This window comes from Providencia sp. Marseille-Q8014 (assembly GCF_965112055.1).
This window is the reverse complement of sequence record NZ_CBCOPT010000001.1, coordinates 2,476,986-2,497,819: the sequence shown is the minus strand read 5'-3', so window position 1 is coordinate 2,497,819 and position 20,834 is coordinate 2,476,986. Positions and strand designations below refer to the sequence as shown.

Here is a 20,834-nt window from a genome sequence, read left to right as displayed (position 1 = left end):
AATATGATTTCAATTAGAAAACTCATCGTTATCAAAATTTAAATTAAGTTCAATCTGATGCTTTTTAATTAAACCTCTGATTTGATCGTAGCTCAGAGATAATCGTTGAGCCGCTTTTCGTTGATTAAATTGACTCTGCTGTAAAGCTCGCTCGACTAATTGTTTTTCACTTTGTTGCTGCCAAAGGCGTAAATTACACGGTAAAGAAGGAAGGGATATAGACTTATGCACTATTGGCGTATTTGTATCTGAAAGTTCAGCGAGTTTTTCGCCGAATGGGTCAAAAATAATAGTATCAACAGGCGCTTCTTTGTTTCCATGACGATAAACGGAACGCTCTACAACGTTTTTTAATTCACGGATATTGCCGGGCCATGAATATTGCTCTAAGGCCTGTTGGGCCGCAGAGGTAAAACCTGTGAAATAAGGGCGTTTTAGTTCACCACTCATGGCGATAGCAAAGTGCTCCGCGAGCAACATAATGTCAGATATTCGTTCACGTAATGGTGGAATGCGGATGACTTCAAACGCTAACCTATCGAGTAGATCTGCCCTGAAGCGGCCTTCCTTCGCCAATATCGGTAAGTTTGCGTTAGTTGCACACACCAGACGAACGTCAACTTTTAATGATTGGCTACCGCCTACTCGTTCTAATTCACCATATTCGATAACGCGCAGGAGCTTTTCTTGTACTGACATGGGCGCAGTAGCCAGCTCATCGAGAAAGAGTGTGCCTTTATCGGCGCGCTCAAAGCGGCCTTGATGTCGTTTTTGAGCGCCTGTAAAAGATCCCGCTTCGTGGCCAAATAATTCAGAATCCAGTAAATTCTCATTGAGTCCGCTGCAATTGAGAGAGATAAAAGGCTCTTGCCAGCGAGGTGAAAGATAATGCAGACGATCTGCAATGAGCTCTTTTCCGGTTCCTCGTTCACCAATAACTAATATAGGTTTATTAAGTTTGGCCAGTTCTGAAGTTCGCTCAAGTACATCTAAAAAGTTGGAAGAATTACCAATAATGATATCGTTCGTATTTTTCATGGTTATTTTCACCAATAGTTGGTTTTATTGACCAGTTTAAGACTATAGTCTAGAACGAGAATGATTGATACTAAAATAATTAATTCATTATAAATCAATGTGTTGTATTTTATTTTTATAAGTTGGCACAGTGGTTGCAATATACTGATTGTAATAAGCAAGATATCACTGCCATCATTTGGCTAAGTCAGTTTTACTATGGAGCGTCACGTATTGGTTGGAAGCCAAAGTGGGTTGAGGCTCTACTGAATGATAAATCCATCAAGAGGATATAAATAATGGGTATTTTTTCACGTTTTGCCGACATCATTAATGCAAATATCGCATCTTTACTCGATAAAGCAGAAGATCCACAAAAAATGATCCGCCTGATGATTCAGGAAATGGAAGATATGTTGGTTGAAATTCGTTCTACATCGGCTCGAACTTTGGCAGAGAAAAAAGGTTTAGAGCGCCGAATCGAAATGGGCGAAAAACAGATTGCGGATTGGCAGGAAAAAGCTGAGTTAGCCTTAGTTAAAGACAAAGAAGACTTAGCGCGTGCCGCACTGATTGAAAAACAGAAAGTTAATTCAATGGTTGATACCTTGAAACATGAGCTTATTATTGTTGAAGAAACGCTGGCTCGCTTAAAAGGTGAAATTACTGAGCTCGAAAACAAACTGCAAGAAACTCGCGCAAAACAGCAATCAATGGTGGTTCGTTTAGAAGCCGCGCAATCAAGCCGCAATGTACGTCGCCAACTTGATAGCGGTAAACTTGATGAAGCGATGGCGCGTTTCGAACAGTTTGAGCGTCGTATTGACCATATGGAAGGCGAAGCGCAAAGCTACGGTATCGGTAAGCAAAAATCGTTGGATCAACAATTCGCTGAATTAAAAGCGGATGATGAAATCAGTGCACAGTTAGCTGCTCTTAAGGCTAAAATTAACACTAATAAAGAACAGTAATTTATCATCCTAATCCCTAGTGCGGTTCACGATTGCACTAGGGAGAAACGGATATAACCATTTGATATAAGGAAATGTGATGGGCTATGTTTTTCTGTCTCTCGTCTTAATTGTTTTTCTTATTTTTATTCTGCCATTTTGGTTGTGGTTGCATTACAACAAGCAAAATAATAGGCAGGGGAGCCAGCTAACAGAAAATGAAATTCAGCGTTTAGTGCAGCTTGCAGAACAATCACAGCGTATGCAACAACGTATCAAGACGCTAGAAGATATTCTGGATGCGGAACATCCTAATTGGAGGCAAAAATAATGACTGATTTTCGCAACCGTAAATTATATCGTTTAACTGACCGCCGTGTTTTTGGTGGGGTATGCTCTGGTATTGCACAGTTTTTAGACCTACCGGTTGCATTAGTCAGAGCATTAGCTGTATTAGCACTGTTTATGAGCTTTGGGATAACACTGATCCTCTATATTGTGATGTGTTTTGTGGTGCCGAAAGCACCGAGTGGTTATCAAAGCGAACAAGATATCAGTGTGGAAGTAACGAATTTATTTAATGAGGTTGATGCGCAGTTAAAATCGGGAGAACAACGTCTACGTCAAATAGAACGTTATGTCACGTCTGATACCTATACCGTGAATAGTAAGTTCCGTCATTTATAATACATGAATGCCCTCACATTTTCGGGGAATAGAACTCGGGTTTTATTCCCTAAAATGGCTTTCTTGATTCATTAAATTCATGTGGTAGCACCATGCAAATGGATATTAAACGTAAATTAAAACGGCAAGCCAAAAAGCAAGCGATTAGTAAAGGGTTAAAAATCATTGTCACTCTTGCAATCACTTATGGGCCCGGTGGGATTATTGGTAAAATATTAAAAATAGTAGGCAGTAAATGGGTGATAGGCTATTTCACAAAAAGGATGGTGAAATAATCATATTAAACGTTGTGTTTATTTATTGAACGATATAAAAACAATTTGCACTCAACAAATTAGAGATGCTGAATTTATGCTAAATTAGGCATTAATAATATTGAGCGAGTGGGAGAACTATGAAACGGCTGCAAAATGAATTGACCGATATGGTAAATCGTAGTGTCGATCGCCATGTCAAACTCGCAGTAACCGGACTTAGCCGTAGTGGAAAAACGGCATTTATTACTTCTCTTGTGAATCAACTATTGAATGTGAATAGTGGTGCTCGATTACCGCTATTTTCTGCTGCGCGGGATAAACGTTTACTTGGGGTAAAGCGCATTCCTCAACGTGATTTTTCAATTCAACGCTTTACCTATGATGAAGGCATTGCGCAACTATATGGCAATCCACCTCAATGGCCAACACCGACGCGCGGCGTGAGCGAAATACGTTTAAAATTACATTATCGTTCAAATGACTCTTTTTTTCGGCGGTTTGTGGATAACTCATCGTTATACCTTGAGATCGTCGATTACCCCGGCGAGTGGTTACTTGACCTCCCGATGCTTGACCAAAACTACGTAGATTGGTCACTTCAAATGCAAAAACTGCAAAATGGGGAACGCGGTAAATTAGCGCAAGAATGGTTAACTTTGTGTGAGTCCTGTGACCCATTGGCACCCGCTGATGAGAATTTATTGGCAGCGATTTCGACAGCCTACACCGCTTATTTAGAGCAGTGTAAAGCACAAGGACAGCATTTTATTCAGCCTGGACGTTTTGTTCTGCCTGGTGAATTAGCAGGTGCACCGGCATTACAATTTTTTCCATGGCCTAATATTGAAAAATATAGTGAAAAACAACTTGCTCAGGCTGATAAACATACCAACTTTGGCATGTTACAGCGTCGCTACCAGTATTATTGCGAAAACGTGGTAAAAGGTTTTTATAAAGATCACTTCCAGCGTTTTGATCGCCAAATTGTGTTAGTTGATTGCTTACAGCCATTAAATAGTGGGCCTGATGCTTTTAATGATATGCGTATGGCGCTGACGCAATTGATGCGTAGCTTCCATTATGGTAAGCGTACTTTACTAAGACGCCTATTTTCTCCCTGTATTGATAAACTCTTGTTTGCGGCAAGCAAAGCAGACCATGTCACGCCTGATCAACATGCTAATTTAGTATCGCTATTGCAACAGCTGGTACAAGAAGCATGGCAAAATGCAGCATTTGAAGGGATCAGCATGGACTGTATGGGGCTAGCCTCAATTCAAGCTACCGAAAGCGGCATTATTGATTATCAAGGGGAAAAGCTACCCGCATTAAAAGGTGAGCGTTTGAGTGATGGTCACTCAATGACATTCTATCCTGGCGAGGTGCCGAAAAGATTACCGAGTGAAACATTTTGGCAAAATCAGCGGTTTGAGTTTGAAAATTTTCGTCCTCGACAAACACCGTTTGACCAGCCGTTGCCTCATATTCGAATGGATAGTGCGCTTGAGTTCTTGTTGGGAGATAAATTGAAATGAATGAACCTATCAAACAACGCGTCGATTTTAATGAAAATAGTCGTGTTGAACAGACTGAAACATTAAAAAAAGCCCATCATTTTGATTCACAAGAGCAACATAAATTTATCCCCGTAGAAGCTGAAGCGGAACAAGATATTCAGGAAGGGGAAGTGGAAAGTCTCATCAATGAGGCGCTAAGACCAAAACGTAGTTTTTGGCGTAAGCTAGTCGGGACAGCGATAGGTATCTTTGGGGTGAGTGTGATCGCGCAATTGGGGATCTGGATCCATACCTCATGGGTAACTCAAGATTGGACAGCACTAGGTACTGCGGCAGCTGGCGGATTAATTGTTGTTGCTGGTGTTGGTTCTGTGGTCACAGAGTGGCGTCGTTTGTATCGTTTAAAAGAGCGCGCTCAGGAACGTGATATTGCGCGTGAGTTACTCCATAGCCATGGCATGGGGCAAGGGAAAGCATTCTGTGAAAAACTGGCCAAACAATCCGCCCTTTCTGCTCAACACCCAGCAGTACAGCATTGGCAGGCCACGCTTCATGACTCGCATAACGACCGTGAAGTTGTTGAGTTATATAGCCAGTTAGTTCAACCCGTTCTTGACGAACAAGCACGTAAAGAAATTAGTCGTTCATCGGCAGAGTCTGCTTTGATGATTGCAGTCAGCCCACTTGCAATTGTTGATATGGCATTTATTGCTTGGCGCAATATTCGCTTAATAAATAGAATTGCAGCCATTTATGGTATTGAGTTGGGCTATTACAGTCGCATTCGATTATTCAGAATGGTACTGATTAATATCGCTTTTGCGGGAGCTTCGGAATTAATTCGTGAAGTAGGCATGGATTGGCTATCTCAAGATATTACGGCTCGTTTATCTACACGTGCGGCACAAGGTATTGGTGCAGGACTATTAACCGCTCGATTAGGCATCAAGGCGATGGAATTGTGTCGACCATTGCCATGGATTGAGGATAAGCCAAGGTTAGCCGATTTTCGTGGACAATTACTGAGCCAAATCAAAAGGGCAATGCCCAGTAAAAAAGCGCCCCAATAAATCACGATATTGCTGGTAGGTGGACTGAATAGTAAAGTACACTTTCCAGCAAAAAAACGCCTAATTGTTATTTGTCCGATTAAATGCGTTTATTATTCCTTGTTCTAATAGTGATTTTCTCTGTTTTTCCTTATTGTAAATCACGGGTGTCAACAATATGTGACACATGTGCTGTATTCTTACCGTAAATCAAGCTAAAATAATAAGCCTATATCATTTCTGCTAAAGGTTTTTATCCATGCGTCTCGAAGTAACTTGCCAAGATCGGATCGGTCTAACACGTGAATTGCTTGACTTATTAGTCTTACAGAATATTGATCTTAAGGGTATTGAGATATCAGCACAGAGACGGATTTACCTTAATTTCACACCTGTTGATTTTCAGGTATTCAGCACACTAATGGCGGAGATACGTCGTATTAATGGTGTGATTGATGTTCGTCGCATCTATTTCATGCCGTCAGAGCGAGAGCATAAGGCGGTATGGGCACTGTTAAACTCATTCCCAGAGCCTGTCCTATCCATTGATAATAAGTTGAATATTGAATTAGTTAACCCGATGTCATTACAGATTTTTGGGGTTGATGAAAACAAGATAAAACAAAAAACCTTTTCACAGCTCGTTGGCAATCATGGTTTACAACGTTGGTTTGAACGCGAAGATCCCGAACCTTACACAGAAAGAGTCACCGTTAAAGGCAATGATTATCTGATGCAAGTTACGCCGATTGTTTTGGCGGATGAGAATGGTAAGTTGCACTGTACCGGTGCTGTTTTATTATTAAAATCTGTCGCGTTACTCGAAAAGCAACGAAAACAAATCGTTGGTGTGGATACGGAAGGATTCGATTTAATTATCGCCAATAGTCCCGCAATGTCACATGTGGTTGAACGTGCAAAACGCATTGCCATGTTAGATGAACCATTATTATTGGTTGGGGAAACTGGCACAGGAAAAGATATTTTAGCGAAAGCATGCCATTTGCACAGTCCGCGTGGTAATGCGCCTTTCTTAGGTTTAAATTGCGCATCAATGCCTGATGATGTGGTTGAAAGTGAATTATTTGGCTATGCGGCTGGTGCATATCCAAATGCAGTAGATGGTAAAAAAGGTTTCTTTGAACAAGCCAATGGTGGAACCGTCTTATTAGATGAAATCGCCGAAATGTCGCCACAAATGCAAATCAAGTTACTGCGTTTTTTAAATGATGGCACATTTAGACGGGTGGGTGAGGAGCGAGAAGTGAAAGTGGATGTGCGGGTTATTTGTGCAACACAAAAAAATCTGCCAGAACTCGTCGCTCAGAAGAAATTCCGAGAAGACCTTTATTATCGCTTAAATGTTTTGACGTTAACTATTCCGCCACTACGTGAAAGACAAGAAGATATATTACCCCTCACAGAAGCTTTCGTAGCTAACTTTTCTAAAGAACTGAATATTACAAAACCACGACTAGCACCGTCTCTAATTGATTATTTAAGCCGTTATTATTGGCCTGGTAATGTCAGACAACTACGAAATGCGATTTATCAAGGATTGATACAGCTAGAAGGGGAAGTGCTAAATTCACATGATATTGATTTACCAGAAACAGATAATTTGCCCGCAGTAGCTGTTGATTCATTAAATGGCTCATTAGATGAAATAACCAAACGCTATGAAGCCTCAGTGTTATCACGTTTATATCGCGATTACCCAAGCACGCGTAAACTCGCAAAACGTCTTGAAGTGTCTCATACCGCGATTGCCAATAAATTACGTGAATATGGGCTAAACCAGAAAAAAGAGCCGGATAATGAATAAGTCCCTCATATTAGGCTTTTTATTCGTCTGCTTCATTGGGCCGAGCTATGGGCAGGAGTCAACACATTCACAAGTATTAGAGGATCTGTGCCGCAATCAACAACAAACACCTGAAGAGATTTATGAGAATGGTTATTTAATCGAATGTCATTTTGATGGGGCAGATATTCCTTCGGCATTTGAACGCTATAAACAGCTGGATATTGAAAACAACGCTAACTTTATTAACAAACTGGTTAGAAATAAAAATATGAAGGTGACATGCAGTCAAGGTGGTTGCGTTGAAGCAGAGTATTATTGGCCGAATGATAAACAGCTAGATATCAGTTTACTATTTGAAGGTGGAGAAACAACTTACAAATATACTGAAGAGGCAAAGGGAACTAAGCTCGAAATAAGGATGTTTCCTGATTAATCAGGCTGCACTCTATGCAAGTAACTCATCATTTTTTGAAAATATGTGATCGTTGGCGATTTTTTCGACCACAGTGATATCTTTTAGCACAGAAAGCAAACTATACTTAAATTAACTGAATATTCATTTGAAGTGTTAAAGCGATATTTTGATTGATGATAACGAAAACAGCAAGGCCGCCCGTGTGCCTGCAAGGAGTTGCTATGGATCAATTTGCTCTTAACTTTATTGTGAATACCAAACTGCGAGAATATCTCAATCAACGTCATTATCAAAATGATATGTTTGAGTCCGCCGCTTCAGCAGCAGAGTTATATTTAATGAATAGAGCGGCAGTGCGTTACCTAGAAAAAAGAAATCGTTTCACTTGGGAAGCGTTGGTCAAAAATGGTAACAAACCCCGTGATCTGATTATTGATATTCTCACCTCATCATGCCCTGCCAATAAAGAGCAGGCACTGAAAATTCTCAGCTGTTGTTCTCACTCACTCGTGAATATGATGAGTGAAAATAAGTTATTTGCGAATGTGGTTAACGCAAAACAGCATAAAACCCTCAATTGGCTTTACGTAGAGTGATTGATTAGGGATGAGCAGCCAGTTTGAAACTGGCTGCATAATAGGCATTATTTTAATGCATCAAGTGCTTTATCGTAATCAGGCTCTTCTGTAATTTCTGGAACCAATTGGCTATAAATCACTTTATCATTTTCATCTAACACAACAACGGAACGCGCAGTTAAGCCTTTCAGTGGGCCACTGGTCATTGCAACGCCGTAGTTTTGAGCAAACTCAGGATTGCGGAAAGCGGAGAGGGTAACGACGTTATCTAAACCTTCTGCACCACAGAAACGTGCTTGTGCAAACGGTAAATCAGCTGAAATGCACAGTACAACAGTGTTGTTAAGGTCATTTGCTAATTGATTAAATTTGCGCACAGATGCCGCACAGACGCCGGTATCGACGCTTGGGAAAATATTCAGTACCTTACGTTTACCTTTGTAGTTTTCTAAAGTGACTTCAGACAGGTCTTTAGCCACTAGAGTGAATGCTTTTGCTTGTTGGCCAGCTTGTAAAAACTCACCGCTAACAGTGACATCATTACCTTTTAATTTAACTGACTGTGACATATCGATTTCTCCCATTAATGAGTCAGTGCGTGAAAGCGTGGATATTATTATTGATCAATTTGTTAACGACCAAGCTAGCACTAGATGCATTCAATATCAACATAGCACAGTGATTTTGGCTTCGGGGTGGATGCCGTTGCGGATAGCTGCGTTTACGCATTATTGCGCGAAAAAAAGTCAGCTAAGCCGATGAACAATCATATGAATTGATAAAAAATTGTTCATAATACCTTGAAGAGATTAGGATAAATTTTAAAAGTATGAAATGCTTACAGATTAAGTCATCGTGTATAGATTTTTAATCGCTGAAAGAATATGATGCTGGAAAGGTTTTTTTGGCCGTTTTATAACGTCAGCAACCTTTAACCGAGGTATTTTATTGATTAATGGTATTTAAAGTACCTTCTTATTTGCTTAGTTAATTCTTTCTGTTTGTCCATTGACTTATATCCATAAGAGAGAGTTGCTAGTTCACTTTTGCTAATACGACAGAATTCCCAACATGCATAAACGCACACTTTCATCTTTAGCGATTGTTTTCACCGCGATGTTTACAGCAGCTCCTGTTATTTCGGCAGAGGTTCCTGCCGGAACAGTACTGGCAACAAAGCAAGAGGTAACCCGTCATCTTAAAGATGAACCGGCATCATTAGATCCAATAAAATCGGTTGGGTTGACCGAAGCACAAGTTATGCGTGACTTATTCGAAGGATTAGTGAATCAAGATAAGCATGGCAAACCGATTCCTGGCGTGGCTCAAAGTTGGAGTACGACGGATAATAAAACATGGCTTTTTAAATTACGTCCAGAAGCGCGCTGGTCGAATGGCGAACCTGTAACAGCGGACGATTTTGTCTATAGTTGGCAACGTTTAGTGACGCCAGAAAATACCTCTCCATTTGCATGGTTTGCGGCATTAGCTGGGATCAATAATGCACAACAAATTATTGATGGAAAACTACCTGCTGAGCAATTAGGCGTTGAGGCCGTTGATAAACAGACGCTTAAAGTCGTTTTAGATAAACCAGTTCCTTATTTCCCTTCATTAACGGCTAACTTTAGTTTATTTCCGGTTCATGCGAATACGGTTAAAAAATATGGCGCAGACTGGATAAAAGTGAACCACTTAGTGGGAAATGGCGCATTTAAACTTACCGATAGAGTGGTTAATGAAAAAATCGTTTTAACCCAAAATCCATTCTATTGGGACAATGCGAATACGGTGATCACCAAAGTGACGTTTGTGCCAATAAACCAAGAGTCCAGTGCGACTAATCGTTATTTAGCGGGAGATTTAGATATTACTGAATCATTCCCTAAACAACGTTATCAAAAATTACTTGCCGAAATACCGAATGAGGTGTTTACCCCTGATCAACTTGGCACCTATTATTATGCCTTCAACACGCAGCGAGCACCGACTAACGATATTCGTGTACGCAAAGCGTTAGCGATGACGATAGATAGGCAAGTGATAGCCAAAAAGGTATTAGGTACTGGAGAGAAGCCTGCAAACCGTTTTACACCGGATGTAACCGCTGGTTTTAAACCACAAAAAAGTATTTATGAAAATTACACTCAAAAAGAATTGGATGAGCAAGCCAAAGTCTTATTGCAAGCGGCTGGTTATGGGCCCAAAAAACCACTTGAATTAGTGCTTTTATACAATAGCTCGGAAAATCACCAAAAAATTGCGATTGCCGTTGCCTCAATGTGGAAGAAAAAATTGGGCGTTGAGGTTAAATTAGTTAACCAAGAATGGAAAACTTATATTGATAGCCGCAATACAGGTAACTTTGATGTGATTAGGGCATCTTGGATAGGTGATTTTAATGAGCCATCAACCTTTTTGTCGCTATTAACCTCACAGCATAATGGCAATATTCCAAAATTTAATAATAAAAATTACGATGCGGTGATGGCTTCAGCAAGTATAGAAACTAACGAAGATTTACGTAATCGTTATTATAATCAGGCGGAAGCGATAATTGCACAAGAAGCGCCAATAGCGCCAATTTATCAATATACTAATGGGAGATTGATTAAACCTTGGCTAAAAGGATACCCGATAGAAAACCCAGAAGATGTGGCTTACAGTCATAGTTTTTATATTATTGCACATTAATCGTACATTCAGCCTATATAGGTGATATGGGCTGTCTCTTTGTACGACTAAAAAAGAAAAAACTCCTTCTGCTGGAGAGTCAGAAGGAGGACCAAAAAAGGAATAAACACTACACAGAGAATACTAGTGTAGTCCGATGTTAATTTATTGTTCTTTTGTGGCAAAAAGCCGTTGTTATTTAGCAATTATGGCGGTTCGGTGTTTGTCGTTATTTCATGACCTCTCCTTAATTGCAGGTTTTTTAACATTAGGTCTCAGTGTTATTCTCAATATGCGCTTGTTTTATAACCTTTGCTTGATATTCCTGCTGTATTCCCTCTATGCTATAACTAATAAATCGCTTAAATGGAAGGAGAATGCCGCATGGCGCTGATTTATGGTTCATTATTTCAGAGCTCAAACCCCGTACATGCATTTCAATTAAATGGAGACGGTGGGTTTCTTCCCATTGATGTTAATGCGAGTGCAACTCAGCAATCTCCTTTTTGGTTGCATTATGACTATAAAAATCGTGAGAGTGAGAAATGGATCCAACGGTCAGAGCTACTTGGCGAACAAGTCAAAGCGGCACTTTGCGGTCATGCTGGCCGTTGGCGGATCTTACGAGTAGGGGATGGTGTTTTATTAACGTTACAAACATTAAATACGAATGCTGGCCAACGTCCCGAACAACTCGTTGCCTTTCGAGTATTTATTAACAGCCGCCTCATCATTTCCAGTCGCCATCGAAAAGTCAATTCATTAGATTCTGTGATAACAGACCTGAAAGAAGGCGTGGGTGCACAAAGTACCGGAGATTGGCTGGTGGAGGTTGCTGATGCCATTACCGATGAAATCAGCGATTTTACAGATACCCTACATGAACGTTTGATAGAAATGGAAGATACCATTCTCAATGGTGATATCCCTGAACGTGGTGAGCTCGCATTATTGCGTAAACAGATTATTGTCATACGCCGTTATATGGCGCCACAGCGTGATATGCTGGCACGTTTAGCGACGGAAAAACTATTGTGGATTGACGATACAGATAGAAGACGATTACAAGAAATTTCAGATCGTTTAGGTCGTTGTATTGAAGATTTAGACGGATTTGTAGCACGTACCGCGATTATGTCCGATGAAATAACGAACATGATCACCGAGATGATGAATCGTCGTATTTATACGATGTCTATGTTAGCGATGATTTTTTTGCCAACTACCTTTTTAACGGGGCTATTTGGCGTCAATTTAACCGGTATTCCTGGTAGTGAATCCAGATTCGCTTTTAGTGTATTTTGTCTTTTACTTGCTGCATTAATCGGAACCGTTTTCTGGTGGTTGAGAAAAAGTCGCTGGCTGTAGTCTGCAAGTTATTGGCATAAACCGACCCTAGTTTGAGGTAAATCAATAAAAGACCTATGGTTTTGGGGCACTATTAATCCCGCAGGTGAATGCAACGTTGAGCGATGAACGTTGTGCTCCATAATTGTAGTTTTTCTCATATTGAGTTCTTATACAGAATAATTGACCACTGTAATGCCGATGTATGTTACATCGGCTTTTTTTTATTCTAAATTTACGCAATCCACAGCCATTAGCGGTGTTTGAAGCATTAGCGCTGCAAACGTTCACTTTACAGATAGCTTATCGGGAGTGAATAGATTCTGTGAGTAAGGAAATAAATGCTCAAATGGGGAAAACAACCACCCTCTATCAAGGGTGGTGGGCTGGTTATTTAACTTCAATCACATCCAGACGTTGTGCCGTGAATGCCGGTCGCTCATCGTCATCGAGCTGAATTTGAGCAGGCATCTCTTCTCGATCAAAGGCAAGATCACCGCCATTAACAACTTCATCACCATGAGAAATATTTTTAAAATCAAATAGCTCAGTATCACACAAGTGAGATGGAACAACATTTTGTGTTGCTCTAAACATCGTTTCAATACGCCCTGGGTAACGTTTATCCCAATCACGAAGCAGATCTTTGATCACTTGACGTTGTAAGTTAGGTTGTGAACCACATAGGTTACACGGAATAATTGGAAATTCTTTTGCCTGCGAATAACGTTCAATATCTTTTTCACGACAGTAAGCAAGAGGGCGGATAACAATATGTTTTCCATCATCACTCATTAGTTTAGGGGGCATCCCTTTCAATTTACCACCGTAAAACATATTCAGAAAAAGTGTTTGTAATATGTCATCTCGGTGGTGTCCTAGCGCAATTTTAGTTGCGCCTAATTCTGTCGCTGTACGATATAGAATACCTCTACGTAAGCGTGAACATAATGAACAGGTCGTTTTTCCTTCAGGGATTTTTTCCTTGACGATGCCGTAAGTATTTTCTTCAACAATTTTATATTCAACCCCTAAATTATCGAGATATTCAGGCAAAATATGCTCGGGGAAGCCGGGTTGTTTTTGATCTAAGTTAACGGCAATCAGCGTGAAAGAGATTGGCGCACTTTTTTGTAAGCTTTGCAAAATAGATAGCAAAGTATAACTATCTTTACCACCAGATAGGCATACCATAATGCGATCACCCTCTTCAATCATATTGAAATCGGCAATAGCTTGTCCTACGTCACGGCGTAATTTTTTTTGTAGCTTATTGAAGTTATATTGTTCTTTCTGTGCGTTCATGTTTTGCTGTTCTGTACCGTTGCTGATTATACGTTAACTTAATGATAATTAATGGCTTATGTGTTCTTTTTGGATGCTAAGTTGATATAACAATTTGCACAACCTATGAATATTTTCTCTCACAAACAGAAAGAATAGGCTGTTACATGTGACAAACGATCCATTAAATTATCAAAAAGGAGGCCATAATAACAGATACAGGGGGGGTTTTGGTATGGATAAGTCTAGACAGAACAATTTTTTTGGGGCTGTAGTGGGTCACTGCGCCTCTATCGGGGTGCAATACAAGCAGAAGCCAAATGAAAAAATGAATATTATCAGACCAGTATTATGATTATTGTGGGGGTGATCATTTTGTATCTAACTGATTTATATTAATTTAAAAAAATTTTTGAGTATTCCATTCTGAAGTGTAATAACGGAATAAGTATAGCGTTAATACTATTATAAAATACAAGTATTTATCAAAATCTGCCGTCATTAAAGTAAAAACAGCTTTATAAAATAAAATAGCATAGGGTTATATCGATTACTCAAAATATGATTATTATTCTCTGTGAAGCGATAATATAAAGATATATGAATCATCAATTTTTAAAATGTCGACTAATAATAGTACGGAGAGGATTTATAAAAGATAATAAATATGATGATGCTTGAACAGTAAGGGGGGGGGGCCTCACTGCTCACTCTATAATATTCAACGAATGATGGACTTTTTATATCCATATGTTTTTTTCTGCGCCTTCGAAAGCATTAAGTAGATGCTTAATATCAATATCAAGAATACTTGAGATAATCACAAGATGCTCAACATAAATAGAAGAAGTTCCTGTTTCATATTGAATATAGTGACTCTCTGATATCTCCAGTGCCGTTGCCATTGTTAATGTTGAAATACGACGGGATATACGTAATTCTCTAATATATTTACCTAAAGCGATCCCTCTAGAATTTGAGTGCCTCATGATTCTATTATCCCTAGCATAAAAGAGTAATACTATTATCAGAAATAAAATGGATAATTCAATAGTCTAATTCCTATGTTAAATAAAAATAAAAGCGATAAAATGTCGCTTTTATTAAATATTGGATTTACCCATAAATTAAGTAAAAAAATAGCTAATTGGTGAATTTGAAGAAAATAAAACTAATTTACGATTATGGAGATACTATGGCTAGATTAACCATATAAAATATGCTTATTCATTTATTTTTCATTGTAAATATAAACTAAGATTAAAAATGAAATTTAATATCAATTAGTTACTTAGTCTGATGAAAAAAGTGTCTGCCATTTTAATAAATAGCAGACATGTAATCATAGTGAGTCCAAATATGACTTAACGCAATATTTAGCTTAAGGCCAATTCAATGGCTTTTTGTGCGTGTAGGGCGGTTGTATCAAAAATAGGCACGGAAGTATCGTCTTGATTGACTAAAAGGGTTATTTCAGTACAGCCTAAAATGATCCCCTCAGCACCTCTTTCTACTAATGAAGCCATGATTTGTTGATACTGTTTCTTTGATGCATCTTTCACTTCACCCATACAAAGTTCTTGATAAATAATGTCATGGATAATTTTTCGTTCTTCAGGCATTGGCGTGATCACGGTAAGGCCATATTTATCTTGAAGTCGCTGTTTATAGAAAGGTTGCTCCATTGTAAAAGCGGTTCCTAATAAACCGATGGTCTTTATTCCAGACTCGATAATATTTTCTCCAGTTGCATCTGCAATATGAAGTAGTGGGATATTAGTGCTCTCTTCAATATATTCGGCGACTTTATGCATCGTGTTAGTACATAACACAATAAAATCGGCTCCAGCGCTTTCAATACTTTTTCCCGCTTGCGCCAAATGTTGACCAGCCAGCGCCCATTGACCTGTCGCTTGCATATGTTCTATTTCAGCAAAGTCGACACTGTATAAAACAATTTTTGCTGAATGAAGGCCACCCAGTTGCCGTTTGACACCCTCATTGAGTTGCTGATAATAAAGTAAAGTTGATTCCCAGCTCATTCCCCCGATTAAACCAATGGTTTTCATTTTTATTTTTTCGCCTATTCCGTTTAAAAACATATTCTCGTTATAACAATAATGTCATTAAATGAACAGCATTAGCATGTAGTTTATAATGATACTAATTTAATAAGTATAAATTCTTATTTTAATTTAATGGGCGAAATTTACAGGTCAAAAAAAGAGTAATTACGGATGAATCTTATGTATCAAATAACGATTTTTGTAATGATATAGGCGTAGAGTCATAATGGTTCTAAGTGTTTCAAGGAGAATTTATGCGTAAAGTTATTACAGTTTCGGCAATAGCGCTTTTATCTGCATTAACAGCATCTTCTGCTTTTGCAGCAAAGACAGATACCTATAAGTGCGAAGATCAAAAAATTAGAGTTTCATTCCCAGACGAAGATACGGCTGTGATGCTTTATAGCGATGAACTTATCGTATTAAAAAGTGCTCCATCGGCAAGTGGTGCTCGTTATGTTGGGGAAAATATGCAGCTATGGGCTCAAGGAAAAAATGAGTTTAATCTAGCCTCAATTTCTGAAGATGATGTCGTCAATAAACGCGTTTCTGATGACAAAGGCCGTATCTGTAAATTAGTGAAGTAGGCAATTACTCTCAACGAGTTGTCTATTTTTTATTAATAAATTTAAATATTTATTATTGATTCTATAAAATAAAGTGGGGCAGTTATCTCTGCTACCACTTTATATAGGTTATTTCTGCTGCTATAACGGGTTTAAGCAATATTCGGGTCTAAATATAATTTTGCAGTAGGGCGAGCTAACATTTTTTGATAATAATGAGCGATCGCGGGAGCTTCTGGCCGAGTAATAGGCGTAAGTAACCAGCGATGAATCGATAACGCAATTGTAATATCTGCGACAGTAAATTGCTGACCACTAATAAAGTCACCGTTTTTTTCCAGCGCCTTTTCAAGAAGTAACATTTTACTATTCCAATCATGGGTACTCTTAGCAATTAATTCAGGGTATTGACTAAAACTGTCACTGTTGCGAACGAGAGTTAAAAAAGCGGCTCTCCATGCACTATTGAGTTCTGTTGCTTGCCAATCCATCCACTTTTCAACATCTGCTCTTGCTTCAGGATTTTCAGGTAAAAGATCGACACGTTGTGCCTTTGTGGCAAGATAGCGACAAATCGTATTACTTTCCCATAACACGCCACTGTCATGGATAAGTACGGGAACCAGCCCATTAGGATTGAGTTTAAGATAATCAGCTGATTTTAAACTTAATTCTTTTCCCCACTCAGGTTCATGAATAAAAGGTAGCTGAGTTTCACTTACAGTCCAAAGCACTTTTCTAACATTGATGGATGTAGTACGACCTAAAATTTTTAGCATAGTGGCCTCAAAAAGCATCAATAGAGATACTGGAAATAGCATAGCCTCGTAAAAACTGCAATTTGAAAGTCGTTATCGAGGGAAAAATAGCCATTATTGCTAATGCAAGAAATGTTCTAGCCCTTTATCAATAATAAAAAGGGCTAGAAGGCATCAATTTATTGAATAATACCGTTTACCATCGTATTAAGAGAGAGATTGCTAAGTGCTATATCTCTTGATGAAATAAGCTGATCATCAATAAATAACTCCGCTTTTATTGGGTTTAAATCACGCTCAATATTGATGTGGAATTTATTCATTAAATCTTTATTCGTTTGTTTTTCATCAAGCTGATATTTCTTTTTAGTTCCATCTGCTAATGTCACTGCAATATAAGGTTTGGTTTTATTAATCGTATGAGTGTCATACACCATACCATAAGATCCTTCTAAAGCAGGGTAAATATAACTCTTTAATTGATTGTTGGTATCATAAAAACCTACCAAGGTGACAACGGGAACACCTTGTTTATAAGGTGTCTTACTGTAAGTATATTCAGAATGAGTCTCCCATGTGTTTCCATTTGAAATATAGTAAATTTTTGTATTTTCTTTGATTGTTTCAACCTGATCATTAACGTGTAGCGCTATACTGAGCTGAGAAGTACAATCGATTTCAATGACTTTATTGATATTTGTTACATCTGCTTTTGGTATATAAACATTTGGTGGGTAATGCGCGTTATAGCTATTGATTTTTATATGGTCATTGACGTTAAGTAAGTCTATTAGCTGAGTTTCGGTTACATCATGACCGTTTTGGATTTTTGCCTCAATGAATATATTCTTTAGGCTATGAGGAAGTAAAAAATCTTCCATTTTTTGTGTATCTGAATTCCATTTTTTATAACCTGTTGATGATTCTTTACTAAAGACCGCATTATTTTCGAAATACTGTTGAATAGCTTCTGAACTTGCAGGCGTGTGTAATGTATAGGCGTTATAATCTACATCATAGATTTCTCCGCCAGACATCGCATCTTTCGCCATAGAGTGTTGCATAAAGGGTTCTGCCGCCATTTCACCTTCTTTCTTCTCTTTTAAATAGGTTGTTTGGTTTCGTTGTGCCTTTTCAAAATTTGGAATAAAGAAGTTATTGTCTGCATCCCAGCCCCAAGTTGAATTAGGTTTATCGGCTGTCGCATGAACGCCACCATGGAATCCTTTAAAATAGTGGCTTATGTGGTAGTTATGACCAAGTTCATGGCTAAATTCATTATCTACTGATTTCGACAATGTGGCTTTTCCTGCACCGCCAGACCAGCCGTGTACTTGTAGGCCATTTTTATACCTACCACGTGAATGATGGAGAGTGATTTGTGAGGTAGGTAAAAAACGGTTTTCTTCTAGTGAAGAAGAGTTAACCCCATAATTTGCCAAGTTAATGCCATCGGAAATCAGGCCTTTACCGATTATTTCCCTCATATCACCTTTATGGCCTCCACCTTCATCCGTTGAACGTTCAATTAAATATTGCCCATTAGGAAAAACAATTTCTTTTAAATAGACAGGGGCATAACTAGATACAATCATACGATTGACAGGAATTTGTTGATAGTATTGACGCTGAAGCTCAGGGTCTGTTTGAAACGCGAATTGATTTTTGTTTGGCGTTAACATTCCAATATCAATTGTATGCAATAAGAGCTCACTAGCAGCTCCAACTTTAATATCCGATAAAGTACCTTTCTGGTTTTTGTAATTAAATTCAAGCTCAATGCCGGGTTTAATAATGTGTTTAGGGAGAGAAATAGACCAACCATTTTCGATATATTTTATCTCTTCAGTTAACTCATTGATCAGTGGCTCATCTTTAGAAGTGCGCCAAAAGCCGTTTTCATCACAAACAAACAACTGATTTTCATTCGTTTTTATGGTTAATTTTTTATCGCCATAAAAAACATGACTACTATAATCCGCCTCAGAAGAGAAATAGATTTTTTTATTTTTAAATTTAACGTTGTTTTCTAATGTAAAATGTCTTGCCCAATTTGCATTGCGTGTTGCGATATGAATTGTATCATTATTTTCGATGATTTTATTAAAATAATCAATATCTCTGGATAGGGTTAGTAATTCTTTATTGGTGTTAATCTTTAAAGTAAATGAATTGGGAATATCATAATAGCTGTTTTCTTGGGTATTAGATTGAGTCTTTGCGATGGACCAAATACCATTTTGATCACTGACAAAAAGGAGACTATCATTAGTGACGATGCTGACTTTCTTATCCCCGTAAACAACATCACTATTATAATGTGCCTTAGACGTGAACAGTATTTTTTTATTGGCATATTGACGACCATTAGGAATAATAAAGTCTTTTGCCCAATGGCAATTTTTGGTCGCTATTTTGATAGCATCATTTTCACTGATAATTTGATGAAATAGCTTTGTATCATTGGATATTTTGTTAATATCGGCATTAGTACTAAACTCAGTGTCAAAAGAGTCTGGGATTTGATTTTTATGTTGATGTAACGCTTGTTTTAAATGTTGATTGAGTCTAGCCTCATCGCGGCTATACCAATTCCCAGAAGCATCACTTACCATAACAAAGGATTGTTGGTGTTCTCGTGAAATTGATTTATTTTTGTATTTTATATTAAGTTTAGCATTATCATCTAATTTAAATATAATTTTTTTATTAACATGATTTTTTAATGCATTCAAATTAATGTTTGATGTTGAATTGCCAATATCTAGTTGTATGATATTGTTTTCACTTATAATTTGATTAAAGTAACTTTTATCTGTCATGACTTTTTCAAGCATGTCGGATGAATTAATGTATAAATCACTTGCCTCGGGTATGTTAAAATCACTAGGTGTTAAATGGGTAAAGCTGTATTTTTTCCCTGCAATACTGGGGAGTTGAGACGGTGATAATAAATGAGTTGAATATATTTCTTCTTTTTTATCATTGTAGACTTTTACTTCAATATTTTCATTCTGCTTAATGGTTTCATGAGGTTTGAAAATAATAAGCGTTTTACGATCAGGAACAAGGTGAGGGTGTATATCACCGTCTATCCGGTTAACAGCGGGAATAATACTATTTTGAGCATAAAATACGTTCCCTTTAAGGTCGCCGGCGGTATCACTCGGGTAATTATTTTGATTAAAATAAAAAACCTTACCTAATTTTTCTCTATAATCAGATAGTAATGCATTATAGCGTCTATCTTCATTTTTATTTTCAAGGGCTAATTTTCTATTATGCAAGGCCACCTCTAAGTGATGAGAAATTGAGGTGTTTTCATTCAGGAATTGCCATATATCATAGAGTGATAGGGTTTTACTGTGTAATGGATCAGAGGCTCCAGTGATAGTTGAATTATTTATATTTTCATTAAATGAATTTGTGACCGGAATAATATTGTTTTGCTGGTTCTGACATACGCATATCGTGCAAATTAACATATAAGTTCCTTTTAAGTGATTAATACTTTACTAATGAGTCCATCCTATTAACTAACGTTAATCATATATAAAAAAATAAAAATGATAAGAGAATAATTTTATAGTTAATCTTAAACTGCTACTTAATTATTCATTAAATAAGTAGCAATAAAATAGGGATTATCAGTGACTGCTTACCTATTGATTAGATTAAAAATAATCAACAAACACATCAAATGAAACAAACATTTCATTTTTATTGTAAGGAAATATAGGTGAAATGTCATGAAAAATTCAGCGATATACTGTCAACTATTGCTGCCATAGCGGGAATAATCTGTGATCCTCTTAACACTATTTTATGACTTTTGGCTTAATTTCGTTATCAACGCTACAAAA

At 37.9% G+C, this 20,834-nt stretch carries 19 protein-coding genes; 12 read left to right on the top strand and 7 right to left on the bottom strand.

Annotation, left to right across the window (positions count from 1 at the left end; genetic code table 11):
• Positions 1–9: 9 nt before the first annotated feature.
• Positions 10–1,038, bottom strand: coding sequence for a phage shock protein operon transcriptional activator (pspF, locus tag ACWPW6_RS10950; protein ID WP_154623860.1), 1,029 nt, complete (start codon positions 1,036–1,038; stop codon positions 10–12).
• Between the two features lie 278 nt (positions 1,039–1,316).
• On the opposite strand from pspF, the gene pspA reads away from it, so the two are divergent.
• From pspA to ACWPW6_RS10905, 9 genes are all read left to right on the top strand, one after another.
• Complete coding sequence (pspA, locus tag ACWPW6_RS10945) at positions 1,317–1,988, top strand: phage shock protein PspA (RefSeq protein WP_154623859.1); 672 nt, start codon at positions 1,317–1,319, stop codon at positions 1,986–1,988.
• 79 nt (positions 1,989–2,067) lie between these two features.
• Positions 2,068–2,298, top strand: coding sequence for an envelope stress response membrane protein PspB (gene pspB, locus ACWPW6_RS10940; protein WP_154623858.1), 231 nt, complete (start codon positions 2,068–2,070; stop codon positions 2,296–2,298).
• Positions 2,298–2,654: an envelope stress response membrane protein PspC gene (gene pspC / locus ACWPW6_RS10935; protein WP_154623857.1), complete on the top strand. Its 357-nt coding sequence runs from the start codon at positions 2,298–2,300 to the stop codon at positions 2,652–2,654. Before pspB ends, pspC begins: the two co-directional genes overlap by 1 nt.
• A 92-nt stretch (positions 2,655–2,746) precedes the next feature.
• A complete protein-coding gene (locus tag ACWPW6_RS10930; protein ID WP_163861986.1) occupies positions 2,747–2,929 on the top strand; it encodes a hypothetical protein in 183 nt (60 codons plus the stop codon).
• 119 nt (positions 2,930–3,048) lie between these two features.
• Positions 3,049–4,446, top strand: coding sequence for a YcjX family GTP-binding protein (locus ACWPW6_RS10925; protein ID WP_249998851.1), 1,398 nt, complete (start codon positions 3,049–3,051; stop codon positions 4,444–4,446).
• Positions 4,443–5,498, top strand: coding sequence for a YcjF family protein (locus ACWPW6_RS10920; RefSeq protein ID WP_249998849.1), 1,056 nt, complete (start codon positions 4,443–4,445; stop codon positions 5,496–5,498). Before ACWPW6_RS10925 ends, ACWPW6_RS10920 begins: the two co-directional genes overlap by 4 nt.
• Before the next feature lie 238 nt (positions 5,499–5,736).
• Complete coding sequence (tyrR, locus tag ACWPW6_RS10915; protein ID WP_154623853.1) at positions 5,737–7,302, top strand: transcriptional regulator TyrR; 1,566 nt, start codon at positions 5,737–5,739, stop codon at positions 7,300–7,302.
• Positions 7,295–7,717: a hypothetical protein gene (locus tag ACWPW6_RS10910; RefSeq protein WP_154623852.1), complete on the top strand. Its 423-nt coding sequence runs from the start codon at positions 7,295–7,297 to the stop codon at positions 7,715–7,717. The genes tyrR and ACWPW6_RS10910 overlap by 8 nt, the downstream gene beginning before the upstream one ends.
• 203 nt (positions 7,718–7,920) lie before the next feature.
• Positions 7,921–8,295, top strand: a complete 375-nt coding sequence (locus ACWPW6_RS10905) for an ATP-binding protein (RefSeq protein WP_154623851.1) — start codon at positions 7,921–7,923, stop codon at positions 8,293–8,295.
• Positions 8,296–8,342: 47 nt separating this feature from the next.
• On the opposite strand, the gene tpx is transcribed toward ACWPW6_RS10905, so the two are convergent.
• Positions 8,343–8,846 (bottom strand): thiol peroxidase, encoded by a 504-nt coding sequence (gene tpx, locus ACWPW6_RS10900; protein ID WP_163861972.1) that lies wholly within the window; start codon positions 8,844–8,846, stop codon positions 8,343–8,345.
• Between the two features lie 502 nt (positions 8,847–9,348).
• Between tpx and ACWPW6_RS10895 the strand changes: the two genes are divergently transcribed.
• A complete protein-coding gene (locus ACWPW6_RS10895; protein ID WP_154623849.1) occupies positions 9,349–10,971 on the top strand; it encodes a peptide ABC transporter substrate-binding protein in 1,623 nt (540 codons plus the stop codon).
• A 363-nt stretch (positions 10,972–11,334) separates the two neighbouring features.
• Positions 11,335–12,318 (top strand): zinc transporter ZntB, encoded by a 984-nt coding sequence (gene zntB, locus ACWPW6_RS10890; protein ID WP_154623848.1) that lies wholly within the window; start codon positions 11,335–11,337, stop codon positions 12,316–12,318.
• A gap of 369 nt (positions 12,319–12,687) precedes the next feature.
• Here the strand turns inward: zntB and ttcA are convergent, their stop codons facing one another.
• The 3 genes from ttcA to ACWPW6_RS10875 all read right to left on the bottom strand — a co-directional run bounded on the left by ttcA (position 12,688) and on the right by ACWPW6_RS10875 (position 15,650).
• Entirely contained in the window at positions 12,688–13,602 is a 915-nt protein-coding gene (gene ttcA / locus ACWPW6_RS10885; protein ID WP_249998848.1) for a tRNA 2-thiocytidine(32) synthetase TtcA, read from the bottom strand.
• Positions 13,603–14,321: 719 nt separating this feature from the next.
• The gene (locus tag ACWPW6_RS10880) at positions 14,322–14,570 is read right to left on the bottom strand and encodes a helix-turn-helix domain-containing protein (protein WP_154635587.1); all 249 of its coding nucleotides are present in this window, start codon (positions 14,568–14,570) and stop codon (positions 14,322–14,324) included.
• Positions 14,571–14,957: 387 nt separating this feature from the next.
• Positions 14,958–15,650, bottom strand: coding sequence for an aspartate/glutamate racemase family protein (locus ACWPW6_RS10875; RefSeq protein ID WP_154635586.1), 693 nt, complete (start codon positions 15,648–15,650; stop codon positions 14,958–14,960).
• A 251-nt stretch (positions 15,651–15,901) separates the two neighbouring features.
• On the opposite strand from ACWPW6_RS10875, the gene ACWPW6_RS10870 reads away from it, so the two are divergent.
• Positions 15,902–16,234, top strand: coding sequence for an MliC family protein (locus ACWPW6_RS10870; RefSeq protein WP_154635585.1), 333 nt, complete (start codon positions 15,902–15,904; stop codon positions 16,232–16,234).
• A gap of 131 nt (positions 16,235–16,365) precedes the next feature.
• Here ACWPW6_RS10870 and ACWPW6_RS10865 read toward each other — a convergent pair whose 3' ends face one another.
• Together ACWPW6_RS10865 and ACWPW6_RS10860 are read right to left on the bottom strand one after the other, a co-directional pair.
• Positions 16,366–16,992, bottom strand: coding sequence for a glutathione S-transferase family protein (locus ACWPW6_RS10865; RefSeq protein ID WP_154623612.1), 627 nt, complete (start codon positions 16,990–16,992; stop codon positions 16,366–16,368).
• Between the two features lie 158 nt (positions 16,993–17,150).
• The gene (locus ACWPW6_RS10860; RefSeq protein WP_249998846.1) at positions 17,151–20,456 is read right to left on the bottom strand and encodes a M66 family metalloprotease; all 3,306 of its coding nucleotides are present in this window, start codon (positions 20,454–20,456) and stop codon (positions 17,151–17,153) included.
• Positions 20,457–20,834 lie beyond the last annotated feature (378 nt).